This window comes from Rikenella sp., from assembly GCF_056799795.1.
This window is the reverse complement of record NZ_JBQIQO010000008.1, coordinates 47,431-73,928: the sequence shown is the minus strand read 5'-3', so window position 1 is coordinate 73,928 and position 26,498 is coordinate 47,431. Positions and strand designations below refer to the sequence as shown.

Below are 26,498 nucleotides of genomic sequence, written 5' to 3'. Positions count from 1 at the left end.
CGCCGAGGACGGCGACCTAAAGGTCGCAAAAGCACCGCCCAAAGCAGAGCCCAGTTCTCCGTCCCGTGTCCGCCTCACTGCGGCTCCGCTTTCGCTCCGCCGCATTTTCCGTCGCCCGCGGCAATTCTCGCCGGATTGGCCGAGTGCCAACCGGCAGAATATGCCCTCTTTAAGCGGGCGGGTGACGGAGTTTTCGCGCGAAGTCGAGTTTTTCGTGCGCCTGCGCGATTCATCTATATTCGGCTACCGCCGAAATAGCTGAATCGCTTCTTTAGGCGACGGCGCGCGGTTGAGTTTTGCCCTGCCTCGAACTGTTCTCTTTGTGAACAAAGAGAACCAGAAAACCGACGCTGCCAGTTAGGGCAATGCAAACATAGTTTGCAAATGCCGAGCGGCGAGGAGGAAGGCGAAGCCAAACTTTAGAGCGCATCCCTAAAGGGATGCGCTGGCCGGGTATAACCGCATGCACAAGACCTCGGCCCAGCCACAACCAAATCTACTGCGCGACGAAGACATAAGTAATCGTCCCCCGCTGCCGATCCGCCGCACTGGCATCCGCATTGAATCGCGATGCCCGAGCCGCCTGCACCGCCCGTTCCGCGATGCAATCTCCCGGCGAAGCCTGCTCCACCGCAGCACTCGTCACCTCGCCCTCCCGGTTCACCGTAATCCCGACCACCACCGTCCCCCCTTCGCGACACTGATAAGCCGGCACATGCAGATAAGTCGCATACCGACCCGCCAAATTATACGACACCGTCACATTCCCCTGCACCTTCACCGTCTTCCGTTCAGACCCGCCCTCCAGCTTGACCTGCGACGAAGAGGATTTCGGCATCCGGCTCCGTTTCGACATCTCGGCCAACTCGTCCATCCCCGACCGGAAAGCCTGCTGCCCCGCCTCCAACTCCCGCTGTACCCGCTCCGCCTCCTCCATCAACTGATCCACCCGCGTCCCCCGGTCATCCCGCAACGAAGCGTCCATCTTCGCATTCTGATCCGATATGCGATTCGAAACCGGTTCGTAATTCGCCTCCAACCGACGAATCGGCTCCGGTTTCGGCTCTTCCAATTCCGGTTTCGGTTCCTCCGGCTCGTTCGGATCGACCAGGTCGATATACATCGTAGTCGTCGGATTTTCGAGCACGATGATTTTATAGGAGACGAACAGGATGGCCGCAATCAGATAGAGCACCACCGTCACCAGCAGTCCGACCCGGTGACGATAGACCCATTCGCCCGCATCCGTCCTGCGCCGACGCGGATCGAACGGCAGCGCCATCCGCTCGCGCCGTCCGCCGCCGGGCGGAACCCGACGCGGCGGAGCGGAAGGAACCGTTCCCGGCCCCCGTTTCGTCGCCTGAGAAGAGCGCTGCGGAGCCGTCGCGCGCGCAGTGCGACCGGCCCGATCGGCCGGGTGTCTGTTTGGAGGTGTAGCCATTTGAACGACAAAGTTAATCATTTTCGACAAAGCGGCGAACCGCCGGGCGAACGACAGACCGACAAGTAGAATATACGAGAATTTTTCTATCTTTGCCCGCAATAAACGAACCGAAAACGATGACGGAAAAACAACAAACGCTCGCGGGAGCCTGCTCTTTCTCCGGCAAAGGATTGCATACGGGCGCGACCGTAAACCTGACGATACTGCCGGCGGCGGAAGGACACGGAATCAAATTCTGCCGGACGGACCTCGACGGGCGGCCGACGATCGACGCGGTGGCGGAAAACGTGGCCCAGACTTCGCGCAGCACGGTGTTGAAGAAGGGCGAAGCGACCGTTTCGACGGTCGAACACCTGATGGCGGCTTTGTGGGGATGCGGCGTGGACAACGCCCTGGTGGAGGTGGACGGCGGCGAGGTGCCGATCGCAGACGGTTCGGCGATGCCGTGGGTGAAACTCATTCGCCAGGCGGGGATCGTGGAACAGGCACAAAACCGGAAATACTACGAAATTTCGGAAAAAACCGTCCTCAGCTCCGGAGAGAATAATACGACAGAGATTATCGCTTACCCGGATGATACATTTTCGGCGGTGGTGAACGTCGATTTCGGCTCCAAAGTGGTGGGACAGCAATACGCCGTGTTTGCTGAAAGCGAAGACTTTGCGGAAGTGGTGGCGCCGAGCCGGACATTCGTTTTCCTGCACGAAATCGAACCGCTGATTCAGAACAATCTGATTCGCGGAGGGGACTTGGACAACGCCATCGTCATCGTCGAACAACCCGTTTCGGCGGACAAGGCGGCGCAGATCGGCAAACTGTTCGGACGCGAGGGGATTTCAGCGGATCGGCAGGGGTATCTCAACAACCTCGACCTGCACTTCGACAACGAAATCGCCCGTCACAAACTGCTGGATCTGCTGGGCGACCTGGCATTGGTGGGGATCAGGCTCAAGGGGCGGATTTTCGCCACGCGGCCGGGACACAAAGCCAATACGGAGTTCGCCAAACTGCTGCGGAAACACATCAAACGCGACGCAGATAAACCGACCTTCAAATACAACCCGAACATCGAGCCGCTGTACGACATCAACCAGATCAAAGCGATGCTGCCGCACCGGCCGCCGTTCCTGTTGGTGGACAAAATCATCCACATCACCGAAGAGTCGGTGGTGGGGATCAAGAACGTGACGATGAACGAACCGTTCTTCGTAGGGCACTTCCCGGACGAACCGGTGATGCCGGGGGTTTTGATCGTCGAAGCGATGGCCCAGTGCGGCGGGATTCTGGCCTTGAGCACCGTGCCGGATCCGGAAAATTACTCGACCTACTTCATGACGATCGACGGAGTGAAATACCGGCAAAAAGTGGTGCCGGGGGATACGCTCCAGTTCGAGCTGCGGCTCTCGGAGCCGATCCGGCGCGGGATCGTCAAGATGGACGCACGGGCATACGTGCGGGGGTCGCTGGCGACCGAGGCGCAACTCATGGCGCTCGTGACCAAAAACAAATAATCTCAGACACGCTTTTCGAATATGATACATCCTCTCGCCTACGTCCACCCGGACGCGAAACTGGGCAACAATGTGACCGTGGAACCTTTTGCATACATCGCCGGCAAGGTGACCATCGGGGACGGCACGTGGATCGGGCCGAACGCGGTGATTAACGACGGAGCGGTGATCGGTCGCGACTGCCGGATCTTCAGCGGGGCGGTGATTGCCGGAATTCCGCAGGACCTCAAGTTCAGGGGAGAGGAGACCACCGCCGTTATCGGCGACAGGACGATGATCCGCGAATGCGCTACGGTCAATCGGGGGACAGCGGCGAAGAATACGACGATCGTGGGGAGCGATACGCTGATCATGGCTTACGCGCATGTGGGACACGACTGCGTGGTGGGCGATCATTGCATTCTGGCCAACAACGTCTCGCTGGCGGGAGAGGTCGAACTAGACGACTGGGTGATTCTGGGGGGACATACGGCGATCCACCAGTTCTGTCGCGTCGGGAAACACGCCATGACCAGCGGCGGGACGATGGTCGGCAAAGACATTCCGCCGTTCATCAAGGCAGCGCACTATCCGGCATCGTACGTGGGGGTGAACACCATCGGACTGCGGCGGAGGGGATTCGACGCCAGACAGATCGAGGAGATTATGAACATCTGCCGGATCATGTTCCAGAACGGGTATTCTTACGGAAAAGCTTGCGGGTTGCTGGAAGAGCAGCTGCCCGATTCGGAGGCGCGGAAAGAGATGCTGGACTTCTTTGCGGGGTCGAAGCGGGGCGTTATCAAACCGTACCAGCCGCGGATGAAAGATCAGGACGAAGAGTAGCTTTTTTGCCGACTTAATTTGTTTGAACGCATAATATTGCTTACATTTGCATCGTTACGAGCGTTTTGCTCGTAGGTGAGATTTCGGAAACGGGGGTGTTTGACCTCCGTTTTCTGTTTATTATGCGGGACGAAACGAAAATGACGGATACCAGGACAGCTATACGGGAACTGATTCGCTCGACCATCGAGGGGGAGGGTTCTGCTTGGGGAGAGCGGGGGTTCTTCATCGTTGAACTCGCGTGTCGGGAGAACAGTGCGGGAGGGATCGACGAAATCACCGTGACGATGGATTGCGACGGGGCGGATGACGAGGGACGGATGCGGGGGGTCGGGATCGACGACTGCGCGTTACTGAACCGGGAGGTGACGGCCCGGCTGGAGGCGGAATACGGCGAAGGATGGGACTGCCAGCTCACCGTCATGTCGGCAGGGCTGGGACAGCCGCTGAAACTGGGACGGCAATACCAGAAACTCATCCGGCAGGCATCTTTAAAGGATGGAGGCGATTTGCCGCGCGTGGATGTGCTTTTCAAAGACGGGAAAAAACTGACGGGCGCGGTTTTGTGCGGCATCGGCTACGACTCCTCGGATGATGGGGCGGATGCTCCGTCGGCGATCGAAGTGGCTTATACCGTGAAAGAGCTCGTGCCGGGGAAGAAACGGAAAACCGACGTCGAACACCGCGAACAGATCCGATTGGCAGATACGAAAGCCGTAAGCGAGCACTTCGACTTCAAATAACGATCAAGCATTCAAAAACAACCTAAATATCCCGCCGAACCGCGGCGCGGACGCAGAAAAGAGCGATGGAAACGATAAATCTGATTAACACATTCGCCGAATTCAAGGAACTCAAGAATATCGACCGCGCCACCATGGTGAGCGTGCTGGAAGACGTCTTCCGGAACATGCTGGTCAAGACCTACGGATCGGACGAAAACTTCGACATCATCATCAACACCGAAAGCGGCGACTTCGAAATCTGGCGGAATCGGCTGGTGATGGAAGACGGCGACGTGCTGGACGAAAACACCCAGATCAGCCTGACCGATGCCCGGAAGATCGACCCGACGTATGAAGTGGGCGAAGAGGTGGCTACCGAAGTCAAATTCTCGGACTTCGGACGGCGCAGCGTCCTCGCGATTCGGCAGAACCTCGCTTCGCGGATTACGGATTTGGAAAAAGCCAATTTGTTCCAGAAATATACGGAGCGGGTGGGCGAGATCATTACCGGCGAGGTGTATCAGGTTTGGAAACGCGAAATCCTGGTGCTCGATGACGAAGACAACGAACTGTTGCTGCCCAAGGCGGAACAGATCCCGAGCGACTTCTTCCGCAAAGGAGATACGATTCGGGCCATTGTCTCGAAAGTCGAGATGATCAATAACAGCCCGAAAATCATTCTGTCGCGGACGGCGCCGGAGTTCCTCGAACGGTTGTTCGAGCTCGAAGTGCCGGAAATCTTCGACGGTTTGATCACCATCAAGAAAATCGTGCGGATTCCGGGCGAGCGGGCCAAGGTGGCGGTGGAATCCTATGACGAACGGATCGACCCGGTGGGCGCTTGCGTGGGGGTCAAGGGATCGAGAATCTACGGGATCGTCAAAGAGCTGCGGAACGAGAATATTGACGTGGTGAGCTACACGGCTAATCCGAGCCTGATGATCCAGCGCGCGCTGAATCCGGCGAAAGTGCTCTCGATCGACATCAACGAGGAGACCAAGACGGCGGAAGTACACCTCAAACCGAGCGAAATTTCGCTCGCTATCGGGAAAGGCGGCCTGAATATCCGGTTGGCCAGCATGCTGACGGGATACGACATCGACGTCTATCGCGAAACCAGCGAGGAGGATGAAGAAGACGTCGACCTGGCCGAATTCACCGACGAAATCGAACCCTGGATCATCGACCAGTTCAAGAAGATCGGCCTCGACACCGCTAAACGGGTGCTGGCACAGAACGCGGAAGACCTGGCCAAGCGAACCGACCTCGAAATGGAGACCATTCAGGAAGTACTCCGGATTTTGCGGAGCGAATTCGAGTAATCCCCTCCCCTTCTTCGAGTCGAGCGGGATTTCGCACGCACCGAGGCGGACGGACAGAAAACGGATTTTAAGGCAGCCGGGCCGACAAGCCGGTGCACATCAAAAAGAGGAAAGACAGATACATGGCAGCAGAGAAACAGACAAAAGTCAGATTGAGCGGCGTCGCACGCGAGTATAACGTGGGGCAGGGAACCATCGTGGAATTTCTGGAAAAGAAAGGATTCAAGGTGGAACACGGGCCCAGCACCATTCTCGATCCGAAAGCCGTCGAACTCGTGCGGAACGAGTTCGGAGGGAAGAGCGTGCAGAAAATCGACATTCGCGAGAAAATCAAACCCGTGCGCGAGAGCGTATCGCTGCACGACAATGCTGCGCCCAACACGACTGCCGCAGCGGGAGACGAATCTGTCGGCACGGAGACCAAGAAGAAAAACACAGGAGCTACGGTCTTCGCTACGCCGGTCGAGACTTTGAGCGGGCCGAAAGTGGTCGGGAAACTCGACCTGAACGGGCCGAAGAAAAAAACGGCGACACCGGCGAAAAACGAATCGGCGACGACTGCTGCGGTTGAAAAACCGGCAGTGAAACAGCCGGAGCCGGAACCGGTGCCCGTTGTTAAGGCGGAGGCGGCGAAGACGCCGGCCGCTCCGGTTTCACCGGAGCCGAAACCGGTACAAACACAGGTCGAGACACCGGTCGCATCGACACCTGACGTAAAACCCACGACGAACGAAGAGAAGAAAGAGCCGGAAGTATTCCGCGCCAATGACGATGCCAATCGTCTGGCCGGGCCGAAGATCGTCGGAAAGATCGAACTGCCGACCACCTATGAGCGGGGACGCGGCGGGAAACGCAACCGGATCAAGAAAGGGAAAGTCGACGTGGCGAATACCCCGGGGACTTCGCGTCCGGCGACGGTGCATGGACAGGGAGCCAACGGTGGTCGTGGAGGGAATAATGCCGGCGGACGGTTCGGCGGGAATGCGAATGCCGGCGGCGGGCGGAAAGGCCGGGGCGGCAAGCAGCCGGTAGTGCGGCAGGAGGTGAGCGACGAAGACGTACAGAAGCAGATCAAAGAGACCTTGGCGCGGCTCACCAGCAAAGGCAAGGGGAGCAAGAGTGCGAAGTATCGGCGCGATAAGCGCGAGGCGATCCACGGACGGATGGCCGAAGAGATGGAGCAGCAGGAACGCGAAAAATCGATCCTCAAGGTGACGGAATTCGTGACCGTGAGCGAGTTGGCGACGATGATGGACGTTTCGGTGACGGATGTCATCACCGCTTGTATGAACCTCGGGCTGATGGTCTCGATCAACCAGCGGCTGGATGCCGAGGCTTTGGTGATCGTGGCCGAAGAGTTCGGCTACAAGGTCGAATTCGTAACGGTGGATATTCAGGAAGCCATTGTCGAAGAGGAGGATAAACCGGAAGACTTGCTGCCGCGGCCGCCGATCGTCACGGTCATGGGGCACGTCGACCACGGGAAGACGTCGCTTTTGGACTACATCCGGAAAACCAACGTGATCGAGGGCGAAGCGGGGGGGATTACCCAGCATATCGGGGCATATAGTGTGAAGATGGAGGATGGACGGCGGATCACTTTCCTCGATACGCCGGGGCACGAGGCGTTTACCGCGATGCGTGCCCGGGGGGCGAAGGTGACGGACGTGGCCATCATTATCATCGCCGCGGACGACAGCGTCATGCCGCAAACGGTAGAGGCGATCAACCACGCGCAGGCGGCAGGGGTGCCTATCGTATTTGCCATCAACAAGATCGACAAACCGAACGCCAATCCGGAAAAGATCAAAGAAGAGCTGGCCAACATGAACTACCTCGTCGAAGAATGGGGCGGGAAATACCAGTCTCAGGACGTGGCGGCAAAGAAAGGGACCAATGTCGACAAATTGTTGGAGAAGGTCTTGCTGGAGGCGGAACTGCTCGACCTGAAAGCCAATCCCAACCGGCGGGCGTCAGGGACGGTCGTCGAATCGTCGCTCGACAAGGGACGGGGATACGTCGCGACCGTACTGGTGAGCTCCGGAACGCTGCGCATCGGCGATGTGATGCTCTCGGGGACATACTCGGGGAGGGTCAAAGCCATGTTCAACGAACGGGGACAGAAAGTGACCGAAGCGGGGCCGGCGACACCGGTTTTGGTGTTGGGTCTCAACGGCGCGCCGCAGGCGGGCGACAACTTCAACGTCATGGAAGACGACAAAGCTGCGCGCGAGATCGCTAACAAACGTGAACAGTTGCAGCGGATGCAGGGCCTCAGGACACAGAAGCATATTACGCTGGACGAGATCGGGCGACGCATTGCGGTGGGGAACTTCAAGGAGTTGAACGTCATTATCAAGGGGGACGTGGACGGCTCCATCGAGGCGCTGACCGACTCGTTGGTGAAACTTTCGACCGAGGAGGTACAGGTGAACGTGATCCACAAAGCTGTGGGGCCGATTTCGGAGAGCGATATTTTGCTGGCTGCGGCTTCGAACGCCGTGATTATCGGGTTCCAGGTGCGTCCTTCGGCATCGGCACGGAAGCTGGCCGAGAAGGAAGAGATCGAGATTCGCCTCTACTCCATCATCTACGACGCCATCAACGAGATCAAGGATGCGATCGAGGGGATGCTGGCGCCGGAGACCCGAGAAGAGATCGTCTGCTCGGTGGAAGTCATGGAAGTCTTCAAGATTACGAAAGTGGGGACTGTCGCAGGGTGTCTGGTGCGGGAAGGAAAGATTACGCGGAATACCTTGATACGGGTGATTCGCGACGGGATCGTGGTCTACACCGGCAAACTGGGTTCGCTCAAGCGGTTCAAGGACGATGTCAAGGAGGTCGGGCCGAACATGGAGTGCGGTTTGAACATCGAGAACTACAACGACATCAAGGTGGGGGATATTATCGAGGGGTACGAGCAGGTGGAAGTGGCGCGGAAGTTGTCGTAGGCTCTCCTTATTCATTCAAAGAGCGTGGGGCGAAGAGAATTTCTTCACCCCACGCTCTTTTTCTTTCTTGAACTTTTATACGGTTCGATCCTCCGACTCATCGTCCCGCCGCCGCTCTCGGAGCTTCGGATACCGCAGCCGGCGACGCAAAATAGCGAGCAATTCGCCCGTCGGACACACCACCCGACACCACGGACGGTGGAAAAAGAGCGACGCCCCGAGCCCGATTCCAGCCAATACGATCGACGAAGTAGCCGCCGCTCGGATCAAAAAAGCCGTGAACGGCTCGATATCGGCCAGTTCGAACCGCGGCCGGAGGATCAACAATCCGACGATAGCCGCCAGCAGTAAACGTCGGCCCCACCGCGCTCCCTTCAAGACCGGTTTCGGAATCGGTCGTTTCCCGGGCCAAAGCTTTCCCGCCAACTCCTGCGCCGCACCGAAAGGACACAGATAGGCGCAATAAAAATCCCGGTTGGTAAACAGCGGTATCAATACCGCCGTCAGCACGACCGCGAGCGTCCCGAACCGCGCAATGGAGGAGGCATCGAAAAGCAGCCAGTTGTACAACAAGCTCAGCGACACGAAAGCTCCCTGCCAAATCCCCAGCACGGCCACCGAAAGCACCAGCAACGGGATTCTGATTTTCCGCGTCGTCTCGGGCGACAGAAAGCAGGCCAGCGACATGATGGTCACGAACAGCATGGCAAACTCGCCCAAATAGTTGGTTACGAAGTCCCACGACCGGTTTTTCGGTTCCCGCCGGAGCAACGCGGCCAGGGTCTTATTCACATCGGCAATCACGGCCTGCGAGGTATGGGTAGCCCCCGACAAAGCGTCTACGTCGGGAATCCGATCATACAGATGGCGCCCGTTCCACTGCTCCAAAAATCGGGCTTCGGCCAGCCGCCGCACGAAACGCGGGGTCTCGTTATTAGGCAACATTCTCACGCCCCGGATAATCATCTCTCTGTCCAAAAAAATCACCACAGAGACCGGCCCGCCGAATCCCCGAGTCGTATTATGCTCCTGCCGACCGGCGATCAGGTAGCCGGACAAGGCATGGGGCTCTTCGGCTGTTCGCACTTCGTACATCACCGAGTCGTCGGTGGTCAATGTAACGGGGTGTTCGAAAAACCGGGCGACAAGGGTCGAGTCGAAACGGGTCGGAGCCTCGGGGGCCACCACTTCCCTCTCCTGACGACCGAACACGGCGTCCCGGTTCTCACTCAGGGCATAAAGCACGACGAGCAAAAACAACAGCTTAGGGATCTTATTGACAATATGCTGCCAATACCGAAGGTGACCTGACATTCCTTTTTCGTAAAACAATTCCTTATCTGCACATGGTTCTTATACCGGCTGGTACTGTTCTTTTTGTTCACAAAAAGAACCAAAAAAACTTCAGAGCGCATCCCTGCGGGATGCTCTGGCCGTGTCTGCCCGATTGGTTGGGCTGGATTCTCGGTGTGGCGCGCTTGGGGGTTAACCTTATTATTAGCGCGCTCACCGAGAAAATCTCAGCCCAACGAACGAGGCGGAAAGAACCCGTGGTCGGCCCACCGGGACGACCTCTGCAAAAGTTCTTTGGGTACCTTTCTTTCAAGAAAGGTACGGTTCCAGCAGGCACAAAGAACTACGCACGATAAGCAATCGCTATATTGACAAATGTAATGATTTTTCGGCAGCATTTCGTTCCCCGGAAATGGAATAAAGTTTGTATTTTCGTGAGTCGAAAAAAGAAAAATCCAGCTATGAACGACAGACCAGTGCGAGTTCGTTTCGCCCCCAGCCCCACCGGGCCATTGCATATGGGCGGCGTGCGCACCGCCTTGTACAACTACCTTTTCGCCCGTCAGCACAGCGGCTCTTTTTTGTTGCGGATCGAAGACACCGACTCTCATCGGTTCGTGCCCGGCGCCGAAGCATACATCATCGAATCGCTGAAATGGTGCGGCATCGAGATCGACGAAGGAGTGAGCGTCGGCGGGCCGCACGCCCCCTACCGGCAGAGCGAACGGCGCGAAATCTATCTCAAATACGCCGAACAGTTAGTCAAAGACGGGTGGGCATACTATGCCTTCGACACCCCGGAAGAGCTGGAAGCCATTCGGAAAGAGTACGAAGAACGGGGCGAGACCTTCGCCTACAATTATGCCGTCCGGACGAAATTAGCCACCTCGATCGCCCTGCCTGAGGAGGAGGTAAAGGCACGTATCGCGCGGGGCGACCAGTGGACGATCCGGTTCAAAATGCCGGAGGGAGAGACCATCGAGATGGACGACATGATCCGGGGGCATGTGACGGTCAACAGTTCGACTCTGGACGACAAAGTGCTGTACAAATCGGCAGACGCGCTGCCCACTTACCACTTAGCCAACATCGTGGACGACTACCTGATGGAGATCACCCACGTGATCCGAGGCGAAGAGTGGCTGCCGTCGCTGCCGCTGCACGTGATGCTCTACCGGGCATTCGGCTGGGAGGAACGGATGCCGCGGTTCGCCCACCTGCCGCTGTTGCTGAAGCCGACCGGCGGGGGCAAACTCAGCAAGCGGGACGGGGACAAGTTGGGATTTCCGGTCTTCCCGCTGCAATGGAAACCGCAGGACGGCGGCGAAGGGGCACGGGGATATCGCGAAGACGGCTATTTCCCGGAAGCATTCGTCAACCTGCTGGCCCTGCTGGGGTGGAATCCGGGGAACGACCACTCGGAAATCCTCTCGATGCCGGAGTTGATCGATCTCTTCTCGCTCGAACGCGTGAGCAAGTCGGGAGCGCGGTTCGACCCGGAAAAGGCCCGGTGGTTCAACGCGCAATACCTCCATCACAAGTCGGACGCGGAACTGGCGGCGCTCTTTCTGCCCGTGCTGGCGGCACACGGTCATCGGGATATCCCGGTGGCGAAAGTGGAACGCATTACGGGATTGATCAAGGAGCGGGCGACGTTCATCGGCGATCTGTGGCCGCTGGCCGCCTACTTCTTCGAGGCTCCGCAGGAGTACGACCCGAAAGCGGTGGCGAAATTCTGGAAAGACGACAATCCGGAACACCTCCAGAACCTGCGGCGGCAGTTAGAGGTGGTCGAAGACTTCACGGCTCCGAACCTCGAAGCGAAAGCGCACGCGTGGATCGAGGAGCAGGGATTGCCGATGGGTAAAGTAATGAATACCTTGCGTTTGGCCTTGGTGGGGTCGAGCACGGGGGCGAACCTCTTCGACATCGCAGAGCTGATCGGCCGGGAAGAGTTCCTGCGACGGATCGAACGGGCGCACGAGATATTGGGGTAGCGTCGTCCGACCCGGCGATAGGGTCTGACTTTACGCGGGATGCCGATGTGCCTTTGAACGGCACGTTCCCGTACTATTCGGACGGCGTCGTAGGTGAGAAGTACGGCGACGGTCATTACAAGGCCACCAACGGTCGTCTCTACAAGGTAAGCACCTCGGGCGAGGGAACCCCGCTCGCCTGGTACCCCGCCCCGGGCTATCGCCGTCGGGATACGGGCGCGCTGAGCACCGTCGGCGGCAACGGTTACAGCTGGTCTTCCGCGGTCGGCGGTACCAATGGCATGTACTTGTTTTTCAGCGTGACGTACCTCAATCCCAGCAGCGCGACGAGCCGGGCCTACGGTTATCAGCTGCGGTGCCTCTCGGAATAAACGGGACGGGATGGCAAGTACGAACCGGTCGAAAATGCAAAAAGCGGGGGCGCAACTGTTGTTACAGTTGCGCCCCCGCTTCTCTTATACCTCGGCGCTGTTTAGTTCGAGAAGGTCAAGCCCGCCTCCGAAGCGTCGACCAGCACCGGTTTCTCCTTGTTCACCTTACCGCCCAGAATCTGTTTGGACAGCTCGTTCACCAAGTTCCGCTGCAACGACCGCTTGATGGGCCGTGCTCCGAACTGCGGATCGAACCCGTCCTCGGCCAGCCAGTCCACCGCCCGATCGCTCACCGCCAGCTCGATGCCGCTCTGGGCCAGCATCCGCGTCAGGGAGTTGATCTGGAGCGTCACGATCTGACGCACATCGGTCAGCGTCAACGGCAGAAACATGATGATCTCGTCGATTCGGTTCAGGAACTCCGGACGGATCGTCTGTTTCAGCAAATCCATCAGCTCGTTCTTCGTCGACTCGATAATACCGTCCCGTTTGTCCGCCGCCATCTCCTTGTCGTTCAGCCCGTCGAACCGCTCATTGATGATGTGCGACCCGATGTTCGACGTCATGATGATGATCGTGTTGCGGAAGTCGACCGTCCGGCCCTTGTTGTCCGTCAACCGGCCATCGTCCAGCACCTGAAGCAGGATATTGAAGACATCCGGATGAGCCTTTTCAATCTCGTCGAGCAGCACCACCGAATAGGGCTTGCGCCGCACCGCCTCCGTCAGCTGTCCCCCTTCGTCGTAGCCCACGTATCCCGGAGGCGCCCCGATCAACCGCGACACGCTGTGCCGCTCCTGGTATTCGCTCATGTCGATCCGCGTCATCAGGTTGGCGTCGTTGAAGAGGAATTCCGCCAACGCCTTGGCCAGCTCGGTCTTCCCCACCCCGGTCGTCCCGAGGAAGATAAACGAACCGATCGGTTTGTGCGGATCCTGCAACCCGGCCCGCGAACGCCGCACAGCATCCGAAATGGCCCGAATCGCCTCGTCCTGACCGATCACCCGTTTGTGCAGCTCGTCCTCCATGAAGAGGAGCTTTTCGCGTTCGCTGGCCAGCATCCGGCTCACCGGAATCCCCGTCCAACGCGAAACCACGCCGGCGATATCCTCGGCATCGACCTCCTCTTTGATCATCGGATTGTCGTTCTGGTTCTCGCCCAGCTGCGCCTGCAACCGTTCGATCTCCTTCTCCGACTCCTGAATCTTGCCGTACCGCAGCTCGGCCACCCGGCCGTAGTCGCCGCGCCGTTCCGCGTCGGCCGCCTCCATCTTGAAGTTGTCGATCGCCTCTTTCTCCTTCTGAATCCCCTCGATGATGTCACGCTCGCCCTGCCACTTGGCCCGCAGCGAGTTCCGCTGCGCATTGAGCTCTTCGATCTGCTGGGTCAGCTCTTCCACCTTCTTGTCGTCGTTCTCCCGGCGAATCGCCTCGCGTTCGATTTCGAGCTGCCGCACCCGCCGGTCGAGCTCGTCGATCTCTTCGGGCACAGAGTTCATCTCGGTACGGAGCTTGGCAGCCGCCTCGTCGATCAGGTCGATCGCCTTGTCCGGCAGGAACCGAGAGGTGATATAGCGGTGCGAAAGCTCGACCGAAGCGATGATCGCCTCGTCTTTGATCCGCACCTTGTGGTGATTTTCGTAACGCTCCTTCAGCCCGCGGAGGATCGAGATGGCATCGGGCACACTCGGCTCGTCGACCATCACCTTCTGGAACCGCCGTTCCAGAGCCTTATCCTTTTCGAAATACTTCTGGTACTCGTCCAGCGTCGTCGCCCCGATCGAGCGCAGTTCGCCCCGCGCCAACGCCGGTTTCAGGATATTGGCGGCGTCCATCGCCCCTTCGCCGCCGCCAGCGCCGACCAGGGTATGGATTTCATCGATGAAGAGGATGATTTGGCCGTCGGAATCGGTCACCTCTTTGACCACCGCTTTGAGCCGCTCTTCGAACTCGCCTTTGTACTTGGCCCCGGCGATCAGGGCCCCCATATCGAGCGAAAAGAGCTGTTTGTCTTTCAGGTTTTCCGGTACGTCGCCCTCCACGATCCGATGGGCCAGCCCCTCGGCGATGGCGGTCTTCCCGACCCCCGGCTCGCCGACCAGAATCGGGTTGTTCTTCGTGCGCCGGGTCAGAATCTGGAGCACGCGGCGGATCTCTTCGTCGCGCCCGATCACCGGGTCGAGTTTCCCTTTGCGCACCTGTTCGATCAGGTTGATGGCATACTTGCCCAGCGCGTCGAACTGCTGTTCGTTGGTCTGGCTGTCGACAGTCGTCCCTTTGCGAAGCTCCTTAATCGCCGCGGAGAGCTCTTTGGCGGTCACGCCGGCGTCCTTGAGCAGTCGCCCCACTTCGGCCAGCCCCAGCAGAATGTGTTCCGGCGTAACGTATTTATCGCCGAACTGCGTGGTGGCCTGCATGGCTTTCTGCATCACCTGATTGCTCTCCGAGGAGAGGTAGGGCTCGCCGCCCTGCACTTTGGGCAGGCGCGAGAGATCGTTCTGCACAGCCGTCCGCAAGGCGGTCATATTGGCTCCCACTTTGCCCAACAGGTAGACGCCGATGGAGTCCTCCTCGCGGAGCATGGCGCTCAGGATGTGGGCCGGTTCGACAGCCTGCTGCCCGCCGGCGACGGCGAGGTTCACCGCCTGTTGGAGCAGCTCCTGCGCCTTGATGGTTAAATTACTGGTTGTCATAATGGTGTTTATAGATTTTATAATTATTTCCGGTTATTTGCCCGTTAAATCCTGCAAACTTCCTGCCAAAAAAGGGGTGCCTGACATTTTGTCAAGCACCCCTTCCGCCAGTCACCGAACCAGCGGTTCTACCGTTTCAGTTCGTAATACGGAATGCGGCCGAGCGGCACGGAAATCTCCATCACCAACGGCCCTTTGAAGCGTTTCCCCTGATCGTCCACCCATGTTCCGCGCGGCAGACGCACGGTGCGTTTGCCTTCGGCCGTCACCACAGGAGCCACGAGGTATTTCGCCCCGAGCATATACTGGTCGCGACAGTCCCAGAACCCTTTGTTGGGATACATATACTCCATGCTCCGTACCATCGGTTCGCCGGTCTTGGCCGCCTGTGCGGCGGTTTCGAGCAGGTAGGGGGCCATTTTTTCGTGCAGTTTCGCCGCTGCCCGGCAGTAGCCGAGGTGTTCGGCGTCGAGCACGCGCCACGGCGCGACCGAGAACTGCATCATCGGCATCAGGGCATGCAGCTGGGCCGACCGGACGATCAAATCCTGATCCAGCCGCTCCTGCGCTTCGGCGGAGAAGTCGGCTACCTGACCGCCTCCGACCATATCGGGACAGGTGTAAGGATACCCCAAAATCCCCGCATTGATCATCTCGGGCACGAGCTGTTGCAAGGCTTCCCAGCTGTGGTTCTTGTCGGCGAGCCGCTGCACGAGGGGCAACCCCTGCAATCCCCAGGCGGCACGATATTCGTTGTACGGGAACCGGTTCCCCAGTTCGCCCCACCGCTGCAAGTGATCGACCGCCCGGGCGTCCTTGTCGTGATAATCCTGGGTGGCAGGATCATAAAAATAGGTATCCCCGGCATCGAATTTGAAGCCGTCCACGCCATATTCCCGCTGCATGCGTTCGAGCTGACGCTGCAAATGAGCGAACGCCGCCGGGTTGGTCAGGTCGTAACAAGCGCTGTAACCGTTCCACCACGGTATGATCGCGGCTTTGTTCGTTCCTTTTTGTTTGATAAGGAACCCTTTGGACTGTAATTCGCGAAATTCCGGACTGTCCGGACTCACGAACGGCGACATCCACAACATCACGTTGAATCCTTTGGCGTGCAACCGGTCGATCATCCCTTTCGGATCGGGAAAGCGCTCGGCTTTGAAGTCGAAGTTACCGTAGTACCGCTGCCAGTTGTCGTCCACCATCAGTATCCCGGCAGGAAAGCCGTGGGCCAGAATGTCGTCCGCGTAGCGTTCGATGGCCTCCTGGCTCTGGTCGTATTGCAGTTCGATCCAGGTATTATATTGCGGCCGGCTGAAAAAGCGTTCGGGCGGGGTCTGTCCGTTCGAGCGGAACCGGGCGTTTTTGCCGAGAATCACGGCTTCGCGCAAGGTTTTCCCGGCTTTCACAGCCCGAACGTCTCCGACGGGCGAGTCGATGAGGAATTTCCGCCCGTCGAACCGAAAGGTGAACGGCGCGTCGCTCCAAATATACCGTCCGAGGCTGGAGACGAGGAACGGAGCGGACTGGTTTTGGAGGTTATCCGCGCCTAACCGATAGCTCCGGTCGGCGGCCTCGAAAGGCATGGCGGCACCGAGAGCCGTATAAGCTCCCCACCACCGCTCTCCGGCGAGCACCGGAATTTCGCTCTTATGTTGTCCGGAGGCGGTGCGGCACACTGTCAACAAAACGATCGAGGTCAGAAAAATCGAGAGATATCGGTTCTTTTTCATCGGATTGGCTATAATTTGACTGATCAAAGGACTATTTTCTTGAGTAACGAGGTGAAATACAAGGTTTGTTCGCCGAACAGCGGGCCGGTGATGGAGGCGTATTCACCAATCATTTCGGTCATGAATCGCTGGTATTCGGCCATGTCGGGCACATCGATCTGCAAGGAGTAGGTGTAATGCGGATCGCCGTGGTCGGTCAGCACGCGGGTGAAAAGCATCCGTGTCTGGTCGCTGCCGAACCCACCGGCGCGCAAAAAAGGTACGAACTGCCTCACAAAGAGGTCGTACCACCGTTCATGCACGGCGGGCTCGACAATAAAGGTGGTATTTACGATATACATGGTTTCTCGAAATCTGTCTGGTTTCAGGGCTTCAGTGGGTATAGGGCCGATTTCGGATGCCGGGCGGAGCCTTCCGGCACTCGGAAGGGGCTGCCTCTACCCCAATTCTTTATCCGTGCACCTGACGCAAATACATGACAACTGTCCGGTCTGAAACAATTGCCCCCGATCAATTCCGATTCGGGAGGAACGAGTATTCCGACGAGTAGGTCAACATTTGATCCACATAATCCGTCGGGTACTCGATCCGGACATCCGTCATGGCTCCTGCCTCGTCCAGTACCGGCACATACCGCGGATTCACAAAGCCCGAGTAAGGAGCTATATTCAACGCCGCATACCGTTTCAACACCTCGCCGTGCAACGTCGGATCGACCTTCACGCCGTACCGTTCGACCAGCTCCATCCCCGCCTTGAAATCGCCCTCCGACTTGATGCGCTGAATCTCGCGCAGCAGCTCGCCGAACAACTCCCGCAACTTATCGTAGTCGTTCACCACCACATACGTTTTCCCCGCTTCGGTGACAAACTCCACCACCCGATCCGCCTTGCCCCGCTCGTAAACCCAACCGGCGATCAACGCCCGATTACGCATGTGCGCCTCTTCGATATTCTTGCCCGGCTCGATCCGCGTCAGCTGCGTCATCAGACCGTTCATCATGTAGTTGTTGTACTCGGCCTTCGCCACGTCGAGCGTCGGAATCACCCCCAACTCGACCAGCTTCGGATCGTTCATGTAGTAGAGCGCGAACAGATCCGCCCGGGCCTCTTCGAGCGTCGAGCCGTAGTTTTTCAACTCGTCGCCCCGCACCCCTTCGGCCAATTGTCCCGAAGCGTGTCCCAGACACTCGTGCAGGTCGGTGTGCAGGTTATTCCCCACCGTCCCCCACTTCGCACGCAGTTCGCGGTCTTCCGGCCTCAGGATGAACTCTTCGGCAAAGCCGTTCCCGGCGGCGGCTGCATCGTAAGCCGCCGTAATGTTGGCGATGGTCACCGATTTCGAACCGTGGTCGCGCCGGATCCAGTCCGCATTGGGCAGGTTGATCCCGATCGGCGTCGCGGGATAGCAGTCGCCGCCCAGCATCGCTACGGTAATCACCTTGGCCGACACCCCTTTGACCTGCGGTTTGCGGTACCGGGGATCGATCGGCGAGTGGTCTTCGAACCACTGGGCATTGTCGCTGATAATCTGCGTCGTCTTGGTCGCTTCAAGATTCTTGAAGTTCACGGTCGACTCCCATGAAGCCTTGTACCCCAGCGGATCGCCGTAGTTTTCGATAAACCCGTTCACGTAGTCCACCGTCGACTTCGTGTCCTGCACCCAGGCCACGTTGTAGTCGTCGAAACGCTTCAGGTCGCCGGTCTTGTAGTAGTCGATCAGCGTCCGGGTATAGGCCTCCTGCTCCGGCGTGTCGGCCACCGCAGCGGCCCGTTCCAGCCATTTGACGATCTCGCGGATCGCCGGCCCGTACATCCCGTCGGCCGACCAGACCCGTTCGACGATCTTCCCGTCCGCCCCCTTGACCAGCTGGCTGTTCAGCCCGTAAGAGACCGGCTGCCGGTCGGTGGTATCGGTCAGGGCGGTGTAGAACGCCTCGGCCTCCTGCTGGGTCACGCCGTTGTAGTAGTTGCAGGCCGATGCGGCAATCATATCCACGCCGGCGGTCTGATCGACCCGTTTCGGATAGAGCGTCGGGTCGAAAATCACGGCTTTCACGGTGTCGAGCAGCGTCCCCTGAATATCTCCGAACTTATCCGCAGGCGTAGCGGCAAGCAGGGTGTCGAAATACTCGGCACTGAATTCCGGGGTGAACTTGTCGCCGGAATAGTGGTGATGCACGCCATTGGCGAACCAGACTTTTTTGAGGTATTTTTCGAACGCAAGCCACTGGTCGGTGGTCTTATCGCCGTCGTAAGTCGTATAAATGGCTTCGAGCGTCCGTCGCACCGGGAGGTTGTATTTGCAGTTCTGGTCGTAGAGGATATCCCGTCCGCAGAGCGCAGCCTGACCGAGGTAGTAGATAAACTGTTTCTGCCGCGGGGTGAGGCTGTCGAAATCGGGTACCCGATAGCGCAGCACGTTGATGTCGTCGAATCGGTCGATGTGCCATTGGAAGTTCTCCGCCTGCGCATCCTTTGCGTTGCGGTCGGCTCCGCAACCGGTGGTCAATAGTGTGGTCATAAGCAAAGCGGCCGCCAGGCCGGTCTTCTGTTTCATCGTCTGTATTTTGAGTTCGTTATATTTCGTTTCCAGTCGGCTCTACCCCGCCTTCGAGGTCACTCGTTCCAGATTTCCCAGCTGCGCTCCGCCTGGAGCACCAGCATCTCCAGCCCGCACTTCACCCACGCCCCGCGCCGACGTCCCTCGCGCAGAAAAGCGGTCTCGGCCGGATTGTAGATCAGATCGTAGAGGTAATGCCCCGCCCCGATACGCTCATAAGGCAGAGCCGGCCGGGCATCCTGATTGGGGTACATCCCCAAAGGCGTGGTGTTGACGATCAGCCGGTGTTCCGCCACGATCTCCGGCGTCAACTGTTCATAAGCCAGCCGAGCCGCTCCCGCCGCCGTCCGCGATACTTCGACGTAAGCAATCCCCAGTTTGTTCAACACGTAATGCACCGCCTGGGCCGCGCCTCCCGTTCCCAACACCAGTGCCTTCAGCGACGAGAGCTCACCCGGAAAAGTCCGCAGCATCTCTCGCAACGACATCTCGAAACCGTACACATCCGTATTATAACCCCGGAACGAGCCGTCGGCCCCCACCCGCACGCAGTTCACCGCCCCCACCTCCCGCGCCTCCGGGTCGATCTCCGCCAACAGCGGCAGGACATGTTGCTTGTGCGGAATGGTGATGTTGAACCCGCAGATATCCTCCGGCAAAACCCGCCTCAACTCCTCGATCCGCTCCACCGGGAAATTTTCATACGCACACTCCCCCTGCAACCCCTCCGCCGCGAACTTCGCTGCGAAATAGCCCGCCGAAAAGGAGTGTCCGAGCGGAAAACCTATCAACCCGTATCTTTTCATCGTTTCTTAATGCTTTTCGGCCTCCTGTTCCGCCGCCCGCCGCCGCGACAACACGGCCGCTCCCCGCTCGATCCCCCAGATCAGCAGGAATCCCGCCGCCATAAACACGATCGCCCAGCCCAACAACGCCGGCTGCCCGGTCAGCTGCTCATAACTCCCCGGCAGGACATTCCGCTCCACCAGCGGCAAGACCTCGCCGTGGCTATTGGTATAGGTTTCCACCACCCGTTTCCACGGCCATATCTTGTTGAGCGACCCCACCATAAAACCGGTCAGCAAAGCCACCGTCACCCCGTGATACTTGGCCAGCAGCCACGAAAGGAGGTGCGAGAAGCTGACGATCCCCACCACCGCTCCCACAGCGAACAGCAGCAGCACCGGCACATTAAAGGTCGACACGGCTCCGATAATATAGGCGTACTTGCCCAGCAAGAGCAAGATGAAAGCCCCCGAAATCCCGGGCAGGATCATGGCGCAGATCGCCACCGCCCCCGAGAGCACGATAAACCACCACGCATCCGGCGTCGACGCCGGGCTCAGCACCGTAATCACATAGGCGGCCACGGCTCCCGCCACCAAAGCGACGACGGTGCCGATCCCCCACCGTTTCACCTCGCGCGCCACGAGCCACGACGAGGCGATAATCAGTCCGAAGAAGAACGACCAGACGAAGATCGGATAACTCTCCAAGAGATATTTCATCAGTTTGGCGAGCGAGAAGATCGAGATGGCGATCCCGGCCAGCACGGAGAAGAGAAATCCGCCGTGAATATGTCGCCAGAATCCGCGCAGGTCGAACCGGCCCAGAAGCCTCAACGCCGTGAGGTCGAACGATCGGATCGCTCCGACCAGCTCTTCGTAAATCCCCGTAATAAAAGCGATCGTCCCGCCCGAGACGCCTGGAATCACATCGGCGGCCCCCATTCCGATGCCCTTGAGCACCAGCAGGGGATAGTTTCTTTTCGATTTCATAGAGAAGAAGTATTCGAATTAACCGGAAAAGACAAAGGTATCTTTTTTCAAGCAATTTCCCTCTCGCCGCCCCCACCGAATCCCTCGACAAGCTTGCCATCCAAAAAGCGGGCTCGGAAAAGATTCCGAGCCCGCTTGATTTTTCGTTGCGAGAAAGCAATCCTCGCCTACAACGAGCGGATCACCTTCATCATCTGCTCGCCCAGCCCGATCCGGTAGCCCTGCGAAACGAACACTACCCGACCGAACGTATCGGCCACCACAAAGACCGGCAGATCGTTCATATTCGTCAACTCCAGCGACTGCCGAAGCATCCCGGCCACCTCGCCGTCTTTGTCAACGCCGTAGGTAATCGTCTTCGGCAGCTCGCCGAACTCCGACGCGTCGAACGCCGCCAACTGTTCCGCCGTCGGGAAGAGGAACACCAGCCCCCTGCCCCACTGTTCCAACTCGGTCTTGAGAGCGGCGATGTCGCGCAACGCATGGTTAGTCGGCTCTTTCTTCACCTCCAACAAAGCCAGCACAAAGTACCCCCGACCAGTGGTCGAAAGAATCGACTGCGGCTCGGTCGCCCCCTGGGCCAGAAATTTAGACTCCGGATTCATCGTGCCGATCACCTGCACGGCGTTGTCGTCCTCGCGCATCGTCATATCGATCGTCGTCTGTCGCCCCGCCTCGATCGGAAAGAAGCGCACCTCGCTCAACACCGTTCCGTCCGCCATCCGCGTACCGCTCGTGAGCATGTAGTCGCCCGCCTCCAGCACCACCGGCTTCCGGAAAATCGACGACAAGGCGCCCGCAGCCCCCATATCCGCGTCCGGATCGCTCAGTTCGATCGTCTCGTAACGCCCGTTCCGGAAACGCGCCACCGTAAAGTGGCTGTAATATTTCGGATCGTCATTGTGTTTGCTCGGCACGTAGTTCACCATCAACGTCCCGCGCGGCACGGCACTCGCCGCAGCCGCCGAAGCCGCTTCACCGTCGAAATCGACGTTCCGCCAAGCATCCACACCGCACGTCGCCGACAAATCGTAGTATTGCAACCGTCCCGTCACCGGTTCATGCCGCGCCGGAATCCCCTTGCTGCGCGCCATGGCGATGAAATAACGGTCGCGAGCCGCCCGGTCGCCCATCCCCGAACGCTGTACCCCGAGGGCCGAGATCGGCAGCCGGCTCGGGTTGAGGCTGTCCACCAGCTCCACCCCCTTCGCCTTAAGGATAATCTCCTCGATGGTCGCCGGTTCGGAGGCCATCGCCGACCGATAAGGCACCAGCAACTCCCGTCCCACCCGCGGGTTGAGGATATACTCTTTAAAGTAAGGCCGTCCTTTATAGGCTGTCGCACCGGTCAGGTGATCGGCGAGCACCGCCGCCGGCGTGTCCTGCAAGTCTTTGGTCGAGACCACATCCAGCAGGTCGAAAGCTGTAATCAACTCACCCAACTTCGCCGCCTCGGAGAGGAATTTCGCAATCTCCGCCCAGTTCCCGCGGCTCGTCGAAATCGCGTTCCACACCCGAGCGGTATCGGCACCGATCCGCTGCGCCAGCGCAAAGGCATCCTCCTTCGACATCCAGCCGGAGATATAGGCATTCCGGATCGAGTCCTCCTGTGCCAGCCGCAGCCCGTTGGCAGCCCGTTGTTCCGGCGTCACGCGATCCGCGGTTTTGCCCTCCGCCGGCGGAACGATGTCGAACGCAGCGGCATAGCTTTCACCCGCTCCGCCCCGACGATTCAGAACGATCACCAGCGTATCCTGCTTCCCGAACGAGAGTTTTTCGTATCCGAAGTCAGCCCCGTCGGTCGCCCAGACGAGCATGTCGCCCAATCCGGCGGTCATCGTGGTTTTCCCCTCGGCATCGGCCTTTTTGCGCACGGCAGGATAGAACTCGGCATAATTATAAATCCCGAAATCCACCGATGCTCCCGGTACCGCCGCGCCGGTCGTATCGCGCACCACAATGGTCGCGGTCGCCACCGGAGCGTAGTTGTGGGTGACGTTGATTTCGGTATGGAGCGGGGTGCGGCCGATCACCTCTTCGTCGCCGAGATAATCGCCGAAAACTTTCGTGTGCATCAGCATCCCGCGCTTGCTAGGGCCGTCGAACCACCCCATATCGAGCACCGGTTCCGGTTCGCAGGCTCCGAAGTAGTACCACTTCCCGTCGGCCCACGCTTCGACCCAGGCGTGGTTGTCGTCGGTATGCGCCCACCGCGGGGTATAGACCTGCCGCGCGGGAATCCCCACGGCCCGCAGAGCGGCCACGGTAAAGGTAGACTCCTCGCCGCACCGCCCCTGGGCATTCCGCACGGCTGCCGACGGAGACATGGTCCGCCCGTCGCTCGGCGTGTAGATCACCTTCTCGTGGCACCAGTGGTTCACCTCCAGAATGGCCTCTTCCATACTGAGCCCCTTGACGCGCTCTTTCAACTCGTCGTAGAAGGTCACGCGAGAGGTATCCAGATTCTCATTATTAATACGTACCGGCAGTACGTAGTGCAGGAACAGATCGTTCGGCACCGTCCGTCCCCAGGGCATCTCTTCGGCAGCCCGAAGCGAGGCGCGCACGTTGGCCAGATAAAGTTCCGGTGCATAATCGGTGGCATCGCCGACGGGCATGTAGGCATAGAGGAATTCCATTCCGTCCCGTTCTTTCGGGGTGGCCTCGGCGGGCAGTTCGGGGAGCCAGTCCGCTCGTTCGGCGACTCGCTCGGCGACACGTTGCCGGGTCTGCGCCTGCTCCACCAGCCGGCCGCTGCCGCCGCAGGCGGTCAGCAAGGCGAGGGCCCATGCGGCAAAAAGTGTTTTCTTCATGGTGTTTGGGTATAATGTTTTTAGGTATGTTCAACATGTCTCTCCGAGCGCCGAACTCTCGGGATTCGGGTATCGTTCGTCCCCGCCCCGGGCTACCGCAGTTCGGGCTCGGGCGTGCTGGGCGGCAATGGGCTCGAGGGGTCTCTCTGGTCGATTTCGGCGAGTGGAGCTAACGGCATATTTTTGGCTTTCTACACGCAGAGCCTCTACCCCAGCGGCACGTACTACCGTGGTCACGGTCTTCAGTTGCGTTGCCTCTCGGAATAAACGCGCCCACAGGGCGTTTTACTGGCCGTGTCTACCCCAATGGAACCGAGGCTGCCCGGTTCGAGTGCCGAACGGCACCGCCCCGGGCTACCGCGACGCGTACTCAGGCGCGCTGGGCGACGTAGGCAGCAACGGTTACAGTTGGTCATCCGCCACGAGCGGCATCGGCGGCCTGGACTTAAATTTCCATTCGCAGCACCTCAACACCGGCTTCTCAGACGGTCGCGCCCACGGTATTCAGTTGCGTTGCCTCTCGGAATAAACGGACGCACAGCGTCTCTTACTGGCTGTGTCTACCCCAAGCAATCCGACAGTCTCTACCCTACCTTCTTTGGTTGACGTTGGCGGCCGAAGCCTGCGGGGCCCACAGCAACGCCAGTTGCGGGCCTCCGCTGCGGGAGGCTTCGGCCCGCGCGACCCATTGGGTCGCAAAAGCACGGCCCATTCGTCCTTGACCAACAATAGCAATTCGCCGCCCCGTGTCAGCCTCACTGCGGCTCCGCTCTCGCTCCGCCACTCTTTCGCGCGTCTTGGGAAATCGTCAAAACGTGCTGGCACGTTTTGACGATTTCCCTCTTTAGGCGGCGGCGCGCGAGCTGGGCATTGCCCCGCCTCGAACTGTTCTTTCTGTGAACAGAAAGAACCAAAGAACCAACGCAGCAACCGAGAGCCATCAAACTTGTTTGAATGGCCGAGGTGCCAGGAGGAAGGTGTAGCCAAACTTTAGACGGATGCTTACGCATCCTCAAACTGCCGAAACCCTAACCAATACGACACTTGCAGGCAACGCTACAATCCTCTTACTCCCCAGCCTTCACCACCAACTCCACCGTGCGCATCTTCGTCCGTACCCGAAGCCACTCCGTCAGCTTCCGACGCTGATCCTCCTCCAAAGAGACATCCGACGCCGGAACAATGTAACAATAGACCACCGTATCCGCCACCCGACCGTCACCCGTAAAGACCGGAACCTTCGACAGACTCACCCGCCCCACCAGCTGCGTCCCCCACAACGATCCCAACTCACGCACAATATCCGCCGCAGGCAACGTATCCCGCAAATAACGATCGGTCAGCTGCTGCAACCGCTCGATTTTCCGATTCTTCTCCTCCAGAATCTCGACATTGCTGTGCAGGACGCTCTGCATCATCCGCCCGTCCAACCCATCGTCCGTCCCCGCCTGATGCACCACCAACCGCGTATGCTCCAGACGATAGGCCGGCAACTGATTGCGAGCCAGCGCAATCGCATCCTCCGACACTTTATTCCCGATCAGCATCACATCGATCGTCGAAGTGTCGCGCGCATAGGTCGGCGTGGCGCTCACCACCTCCGCCCCGTCGAACGTCAACACCCGCTCGATATATTCCCGGGCATTGCTCTCGAAAATCGTGCGCTGCACGATGTCGTAAGCCAGCACGATACTCGGCACCAACGTCATGGTCACGATCACCGTCATATAACGTCTCGCCCGCCGCTCCCGTTTGGGATCGACGAAAGCCGTCTTCCGGTACTTCAGAAACCGAACGATAATGAACGTCCCGACCGCGATGAACACCGCATTGATAAAGAAAAGATAGAACGCCCCGAGAAAAAAGGCCATATTCCCCCGCGCCAGCCCGAATCCGGCCGTACAGAGCGGCGGCATCAGCGCCGTAGCGATCGCCACCCCCGGAATCACCGTCGAAGTCCGATCCTTGCGCGACTGGGCCACGATTCCGGCCAGCCCCCCGAACAGCGCGATCAGCACATCATAAATAGTCGGCGTCGTCCGGGCCAGCAACTCGCTCTGGGCCGTACTGATCGGACTGATCCAGAAATAGAGAGTCGACGTGGCCAGCCCCACCGCCGCCGCCAGCCCCAGGCTGCGCAGCGACTGTTTCATCAGGTCGAAATCATTGACCCCCAAAGCCAGCCCCACCCCCATGATCGGCCCCATCAGCGGCGACACGAGCATCGCCCCGATGATCACCGCCGTGGAGTTGACATTCAGACCGATCGACGCGATGAAGATCGCGAAGATCAACACCCACAGATTCGTCCCCCGGAACTCGACCCCCCGGTTGATATTCTCACGCACCTCCTCCTCCGAGGCCTTGTCCTCGTCGAGGTTGAAACGATCGCGGATAAAATTGAGAAAACGGCTGCGGAGCGACGTATTGAACTCGTTCGATTCAGGCATAAGAACAACAGTTTTCGTTCAGCGAGAGAC

20 protein-coding genes are annotated in these 26,498 nt (G+C 58.9%); 10 read left to right on the top strand and 10 right to left on the bottom strand.

Translation table 11 applies throughout. From position 1 onward, the window contains the following. A partial coding sequence (locus tag ACTO3O_RS03630; RefSeq protein WP_482596469.1) for a hypothetical protein occupies nucleotides 1–262 on the top strand: 262 nt, incomplete at its 5' end. A gap of 234 nt (nucleotides 263–496) precedes the next feature. Here the strand turns inward: ACTO3O_RS03630 and ACTO3O_RS03625 are convergent. Beyond that, the gene (locus ACTO3O_RS03625; RefSeq protein WP_297831771.1) at nucleotides 497–1,441 is read right to left on the bottom strand and encodes an energy transducer TonB family protein; all 945 of its coding nucleotides are present in this window, start codon (nucleotides 1,439–1,441) and stop codon (nucleotides 497–499) included. A 119-nt stretch (nucleotides 1,442–1,560) separates the two neighbouring features. Here ACTO3O_RS03625 and ACTO3O_RS03620 point away from each other — a divergent pair, with 119 nt between their 5' ends. From ACTO3O_RS03620 to infB, 5 genes are all read left to right on the top strand, one after another. Beyond that, nucleotides 1,561–2,955 carry a bifunctional UDP-3-O-[3-hydroxymyristoyl] N-acetylglucosamine deacetylase/3-hydroxyacyl-ACP dehydratase gene (locus ACTO3O_RS03620; protein ID WP_297831775.1) on the top strand — a complete coding sequence of 465 codons (1,395 nt, stop codon included), beginning with the start codon at nucleotides 1,561–1,563 and terminating at the stop codon, nucleotides 2,953–2,955. A gap of 21 nt (nucleotides 2,956–2,976) precedes the next feature. Next, complete coding sequence (gene lpxA, locus ACTO3O_RS03615; RefSeq protein WP_297831777.1) at nucleotides 2,977–3,780, top strand: acyl-ACP--UDP-N-acetylglucosamine O-acyltransferase; 804 nt, start codon at nucleotides 2,977–2,979, stop codon at nucleotides 3,778–3,780. 140 nt (nucleotides 3,781–3,920) lie between these two features. Next, nucleotides 3,921–4,523, top strand: coding sequence for an LSm family protein (locus ACTO3O_RS03610; protein ID WP_294591655.1), 603 nt, complete (start codon nucleotides 3,921–3,923; stop codon nucleotides 4,521–4,523). Between the two features lie 65 nt (nucleotides 4,524–4,588). Continuing rightward, a complete protein-coding gene (gene nusA, locus ACTO3O_RS03605) occupies nucleotides 4,589–5,827 on the top strand; it encodes a transcription termination factor NusA (protein WP_297627142.1) in 1,239 nt (412 codons plus the stop codon). A gap of 152 nt (nucleotides 5,828–5,979) precedes the next feature. After that, nucleotides 5,980–8,778 carry a translation initiation factor IF-2 gene (infB, locus tag ACTO3O_RS03600; RefSeq protein WP_482596466.1) on the top strand — a complete coding sequence of 933 codons (2,799 nt, stop codon included), beginning with the start codon at nucleotides 5,980–5,982 and terminating at the stop codon, nucleotides 8,776–8,778. 75 nt (nucleotides 8,779–8,853) lie between these two features. Here the strand turns inward: infB and ACTO3O_RS03595 are convergent, their stop codons facing one another. Continuing rightward, nucleotides 8,854–10,092 carry a 4Fe-4S binding protein gene (locus ACTO3O_RS03595; protein ID WP_297831785.1) on the bottom strand — a complete coding sequence of 413 codons (1,239 nt, stop codon included), beginning with the start codon at nucleotides 10,090–10,092 and terminating at the stop codon, nucleotides 8,854–8,856. Between the two features lie 440 nt (nucleotides 10,093–10,532). Here ACTO3O_RS03595 and gltX point away from each other — a divergent pair, with 440 nt between their 5' ends. Together gltX and ACTO3O_RS03585 are read left to right on the top strand one after the other, a co-directional pair. Continuing rightward, nucleotides 10,533–12,068 (top strand): glutamate--tRNA ligase, encoded by a 1,536-nt coding sequence (gltX, locus tag ACTO3O_RS03590; RefSeq protein WP_297830105.1) that lies wholly within the window; start codon nucleotides 10,533–10,535, stop codon nucleotides 12,066–12,068. Between the two features lie 47 nt (nucleotides 12,069–12,115). Then, complete coding sequence (locus ACTO3O_RS03585; protein WP_297830103.1) at nucleotides 12,116–12,439, top strand: hypothetical protein; 324 nt, start codon at nucleotides 12,116–12,118, stop codon at nucleotides 12,437–12,439. 101 nt (nucleotides 12,440–12,540) lie between these two features. On the opposite strand, the gene clpB is transcribed toward ACTO3O_RS03585, so the two are convergent. From clpB to ACTO3O_RS03550, 7 genes are all read right to left on the bottom strand, one after another. After that, nucleotides 12,541–15,132 carry an ATP-dependent chaperone ClpB gene (gene clpB, locus ACTO3O_RS03580; RefSeq protein ID WP_297830101.1) on the bottom strand — a complete coding sequence of 864 codons (2,592 nt, stop codon included), beginning with the start codon at nucleotides 15,130–15,132 and terminating at the stop codon, nucleotides 12,541–12,543. A 128-nt stretch (nucleotides 15,133–15,260) separates the two neighbouring features. After that, nucleotides 15,261–16,865: a glycoside hydrolase family 31 protein gene (locus tag ACTO3O_RS03575; RefSeq protein ID WP_297830099.1), complete on the bottom strand. Its 1,605-nt coding sequence runs from the start codon at nucleotides 16,863–16,865 to the stop codon at nucleotides 15,261–15,263. A 23-nt stretch (nucleotides 16,866–16,888) separates the two neighbouring features. Beyond that, entirely contained in the window at nucleotides 16,889–17,206 is a 318-nt protein-coding gene (locus ACTO3O_RS03570) for a DUF4286 family protein (RefSeq protein WP_297830097.1), read from the bottom strand. 169 nt (nucleotides 17,207–17,375) lie between these two features. Further along, complete coding sequence (locus ACTO3O_RS03565; protein WP_482596463.1) at nucleotides 17,376–19,424, bottom strand: dipeptidyl-peptidase 3 family protein; 2,049 nt, start codon at nucleotides 19,422–19,424, stop codon at nucleotides 17,376–17,378. A 59-nt stretch (nucleotides 19,425–19,483) separates the two neighbouring features. Continuing rightward, a complete protein-coding gene (locus tag ACTO3O_RS03560; RefSeq protein WP_297830095.1) occupies nucleotides 19,484–20,233 on the bottom strand; it encodes a shikimate dehydrogenase family protein in 750 nt (249 codons plus the stop codon). A 6-nt stretch (nucleotides 20,234–20,239) separates the two neighbouring features. Continuing rightward, nucleotides 20,240–21,205 carry a polyprenyl-phosphate transporter gene (locus tag ACTO3O_RS03555; RefSeq protein WP_297830093.1) on the bottom strand — a complete coding sequence of 322 codons (966 nt, stop codon included), beginning with the start codon at nucleotides 21,203–21,205 and terminating at the stop codon, nucleotides 20,240–20,242. A gap of 167 nt (nucleotides 21,206–21,372) precedes the next feature. Then, the gene (locus ACTO3O_RS03550) at nucleotides 21,373–24,018 is read right to left on the bottom strand and encodes a transglutaminase-like domain-containing protein (RefSeq protein WP_297830091.1); all 2,646 of its coding nucleotides are present in this window, start codon (nucleotides 24,016–24,018) and stop codon (nucleotides 21,373–21,375) included. Between the two features lie 114 nt (nucleotides 24,019–24,132). On the opposite strand from ACTO3O_RS03550, the gene ACTO3O_RS03545 reads away from it, so the two are divergent. Both ACTO3O_RS03545 and ACTO3O_RS03540 read left to right on the top strand, forming a co-directional pair. After that, nucleotides 24,133–24,285, top strand: a complete 153-nt coding sequence (locus tag ACTO3O_RS03545; protein WP_297830089.1) for a hypothetical protein — start codon at nucleotides 24,133–24,135, stop codon at nucleotides 24,283–24,285. Nucleotides 24,286–24,349: 64 nt separating this feature from the next. Then, complete coding sequence (locus ACTO3O_RS03540; RefSeq protein ID WP_297830087.1) at nucleotides 24,350–24,547, top strand: hypothetical protein; 198 nt, start codon at nucleotides 24,350–24,352, stop codon at nucleotides 24,545–24,547. Nucleotides 24,548–25,085: 538 nt separating this feature from the next. Here the strand turns inward: ACTO3O_RS03540 and ACTO3O_RS03535 are convergent. Continuing rightward, nucleotides 25,086–26,468, bottom strand: coding sequence for a TIGR00341 family protein (locus ACTO3O_RS03535; protein ID WP_297830085.1), 1,383 nt, complete (start codon nucleotides 26,466–26,468; stop codon nucleotides 25,086–25,088). Nucleotides 26,469–26,498 lie beyond the last annotated feature (30 nt).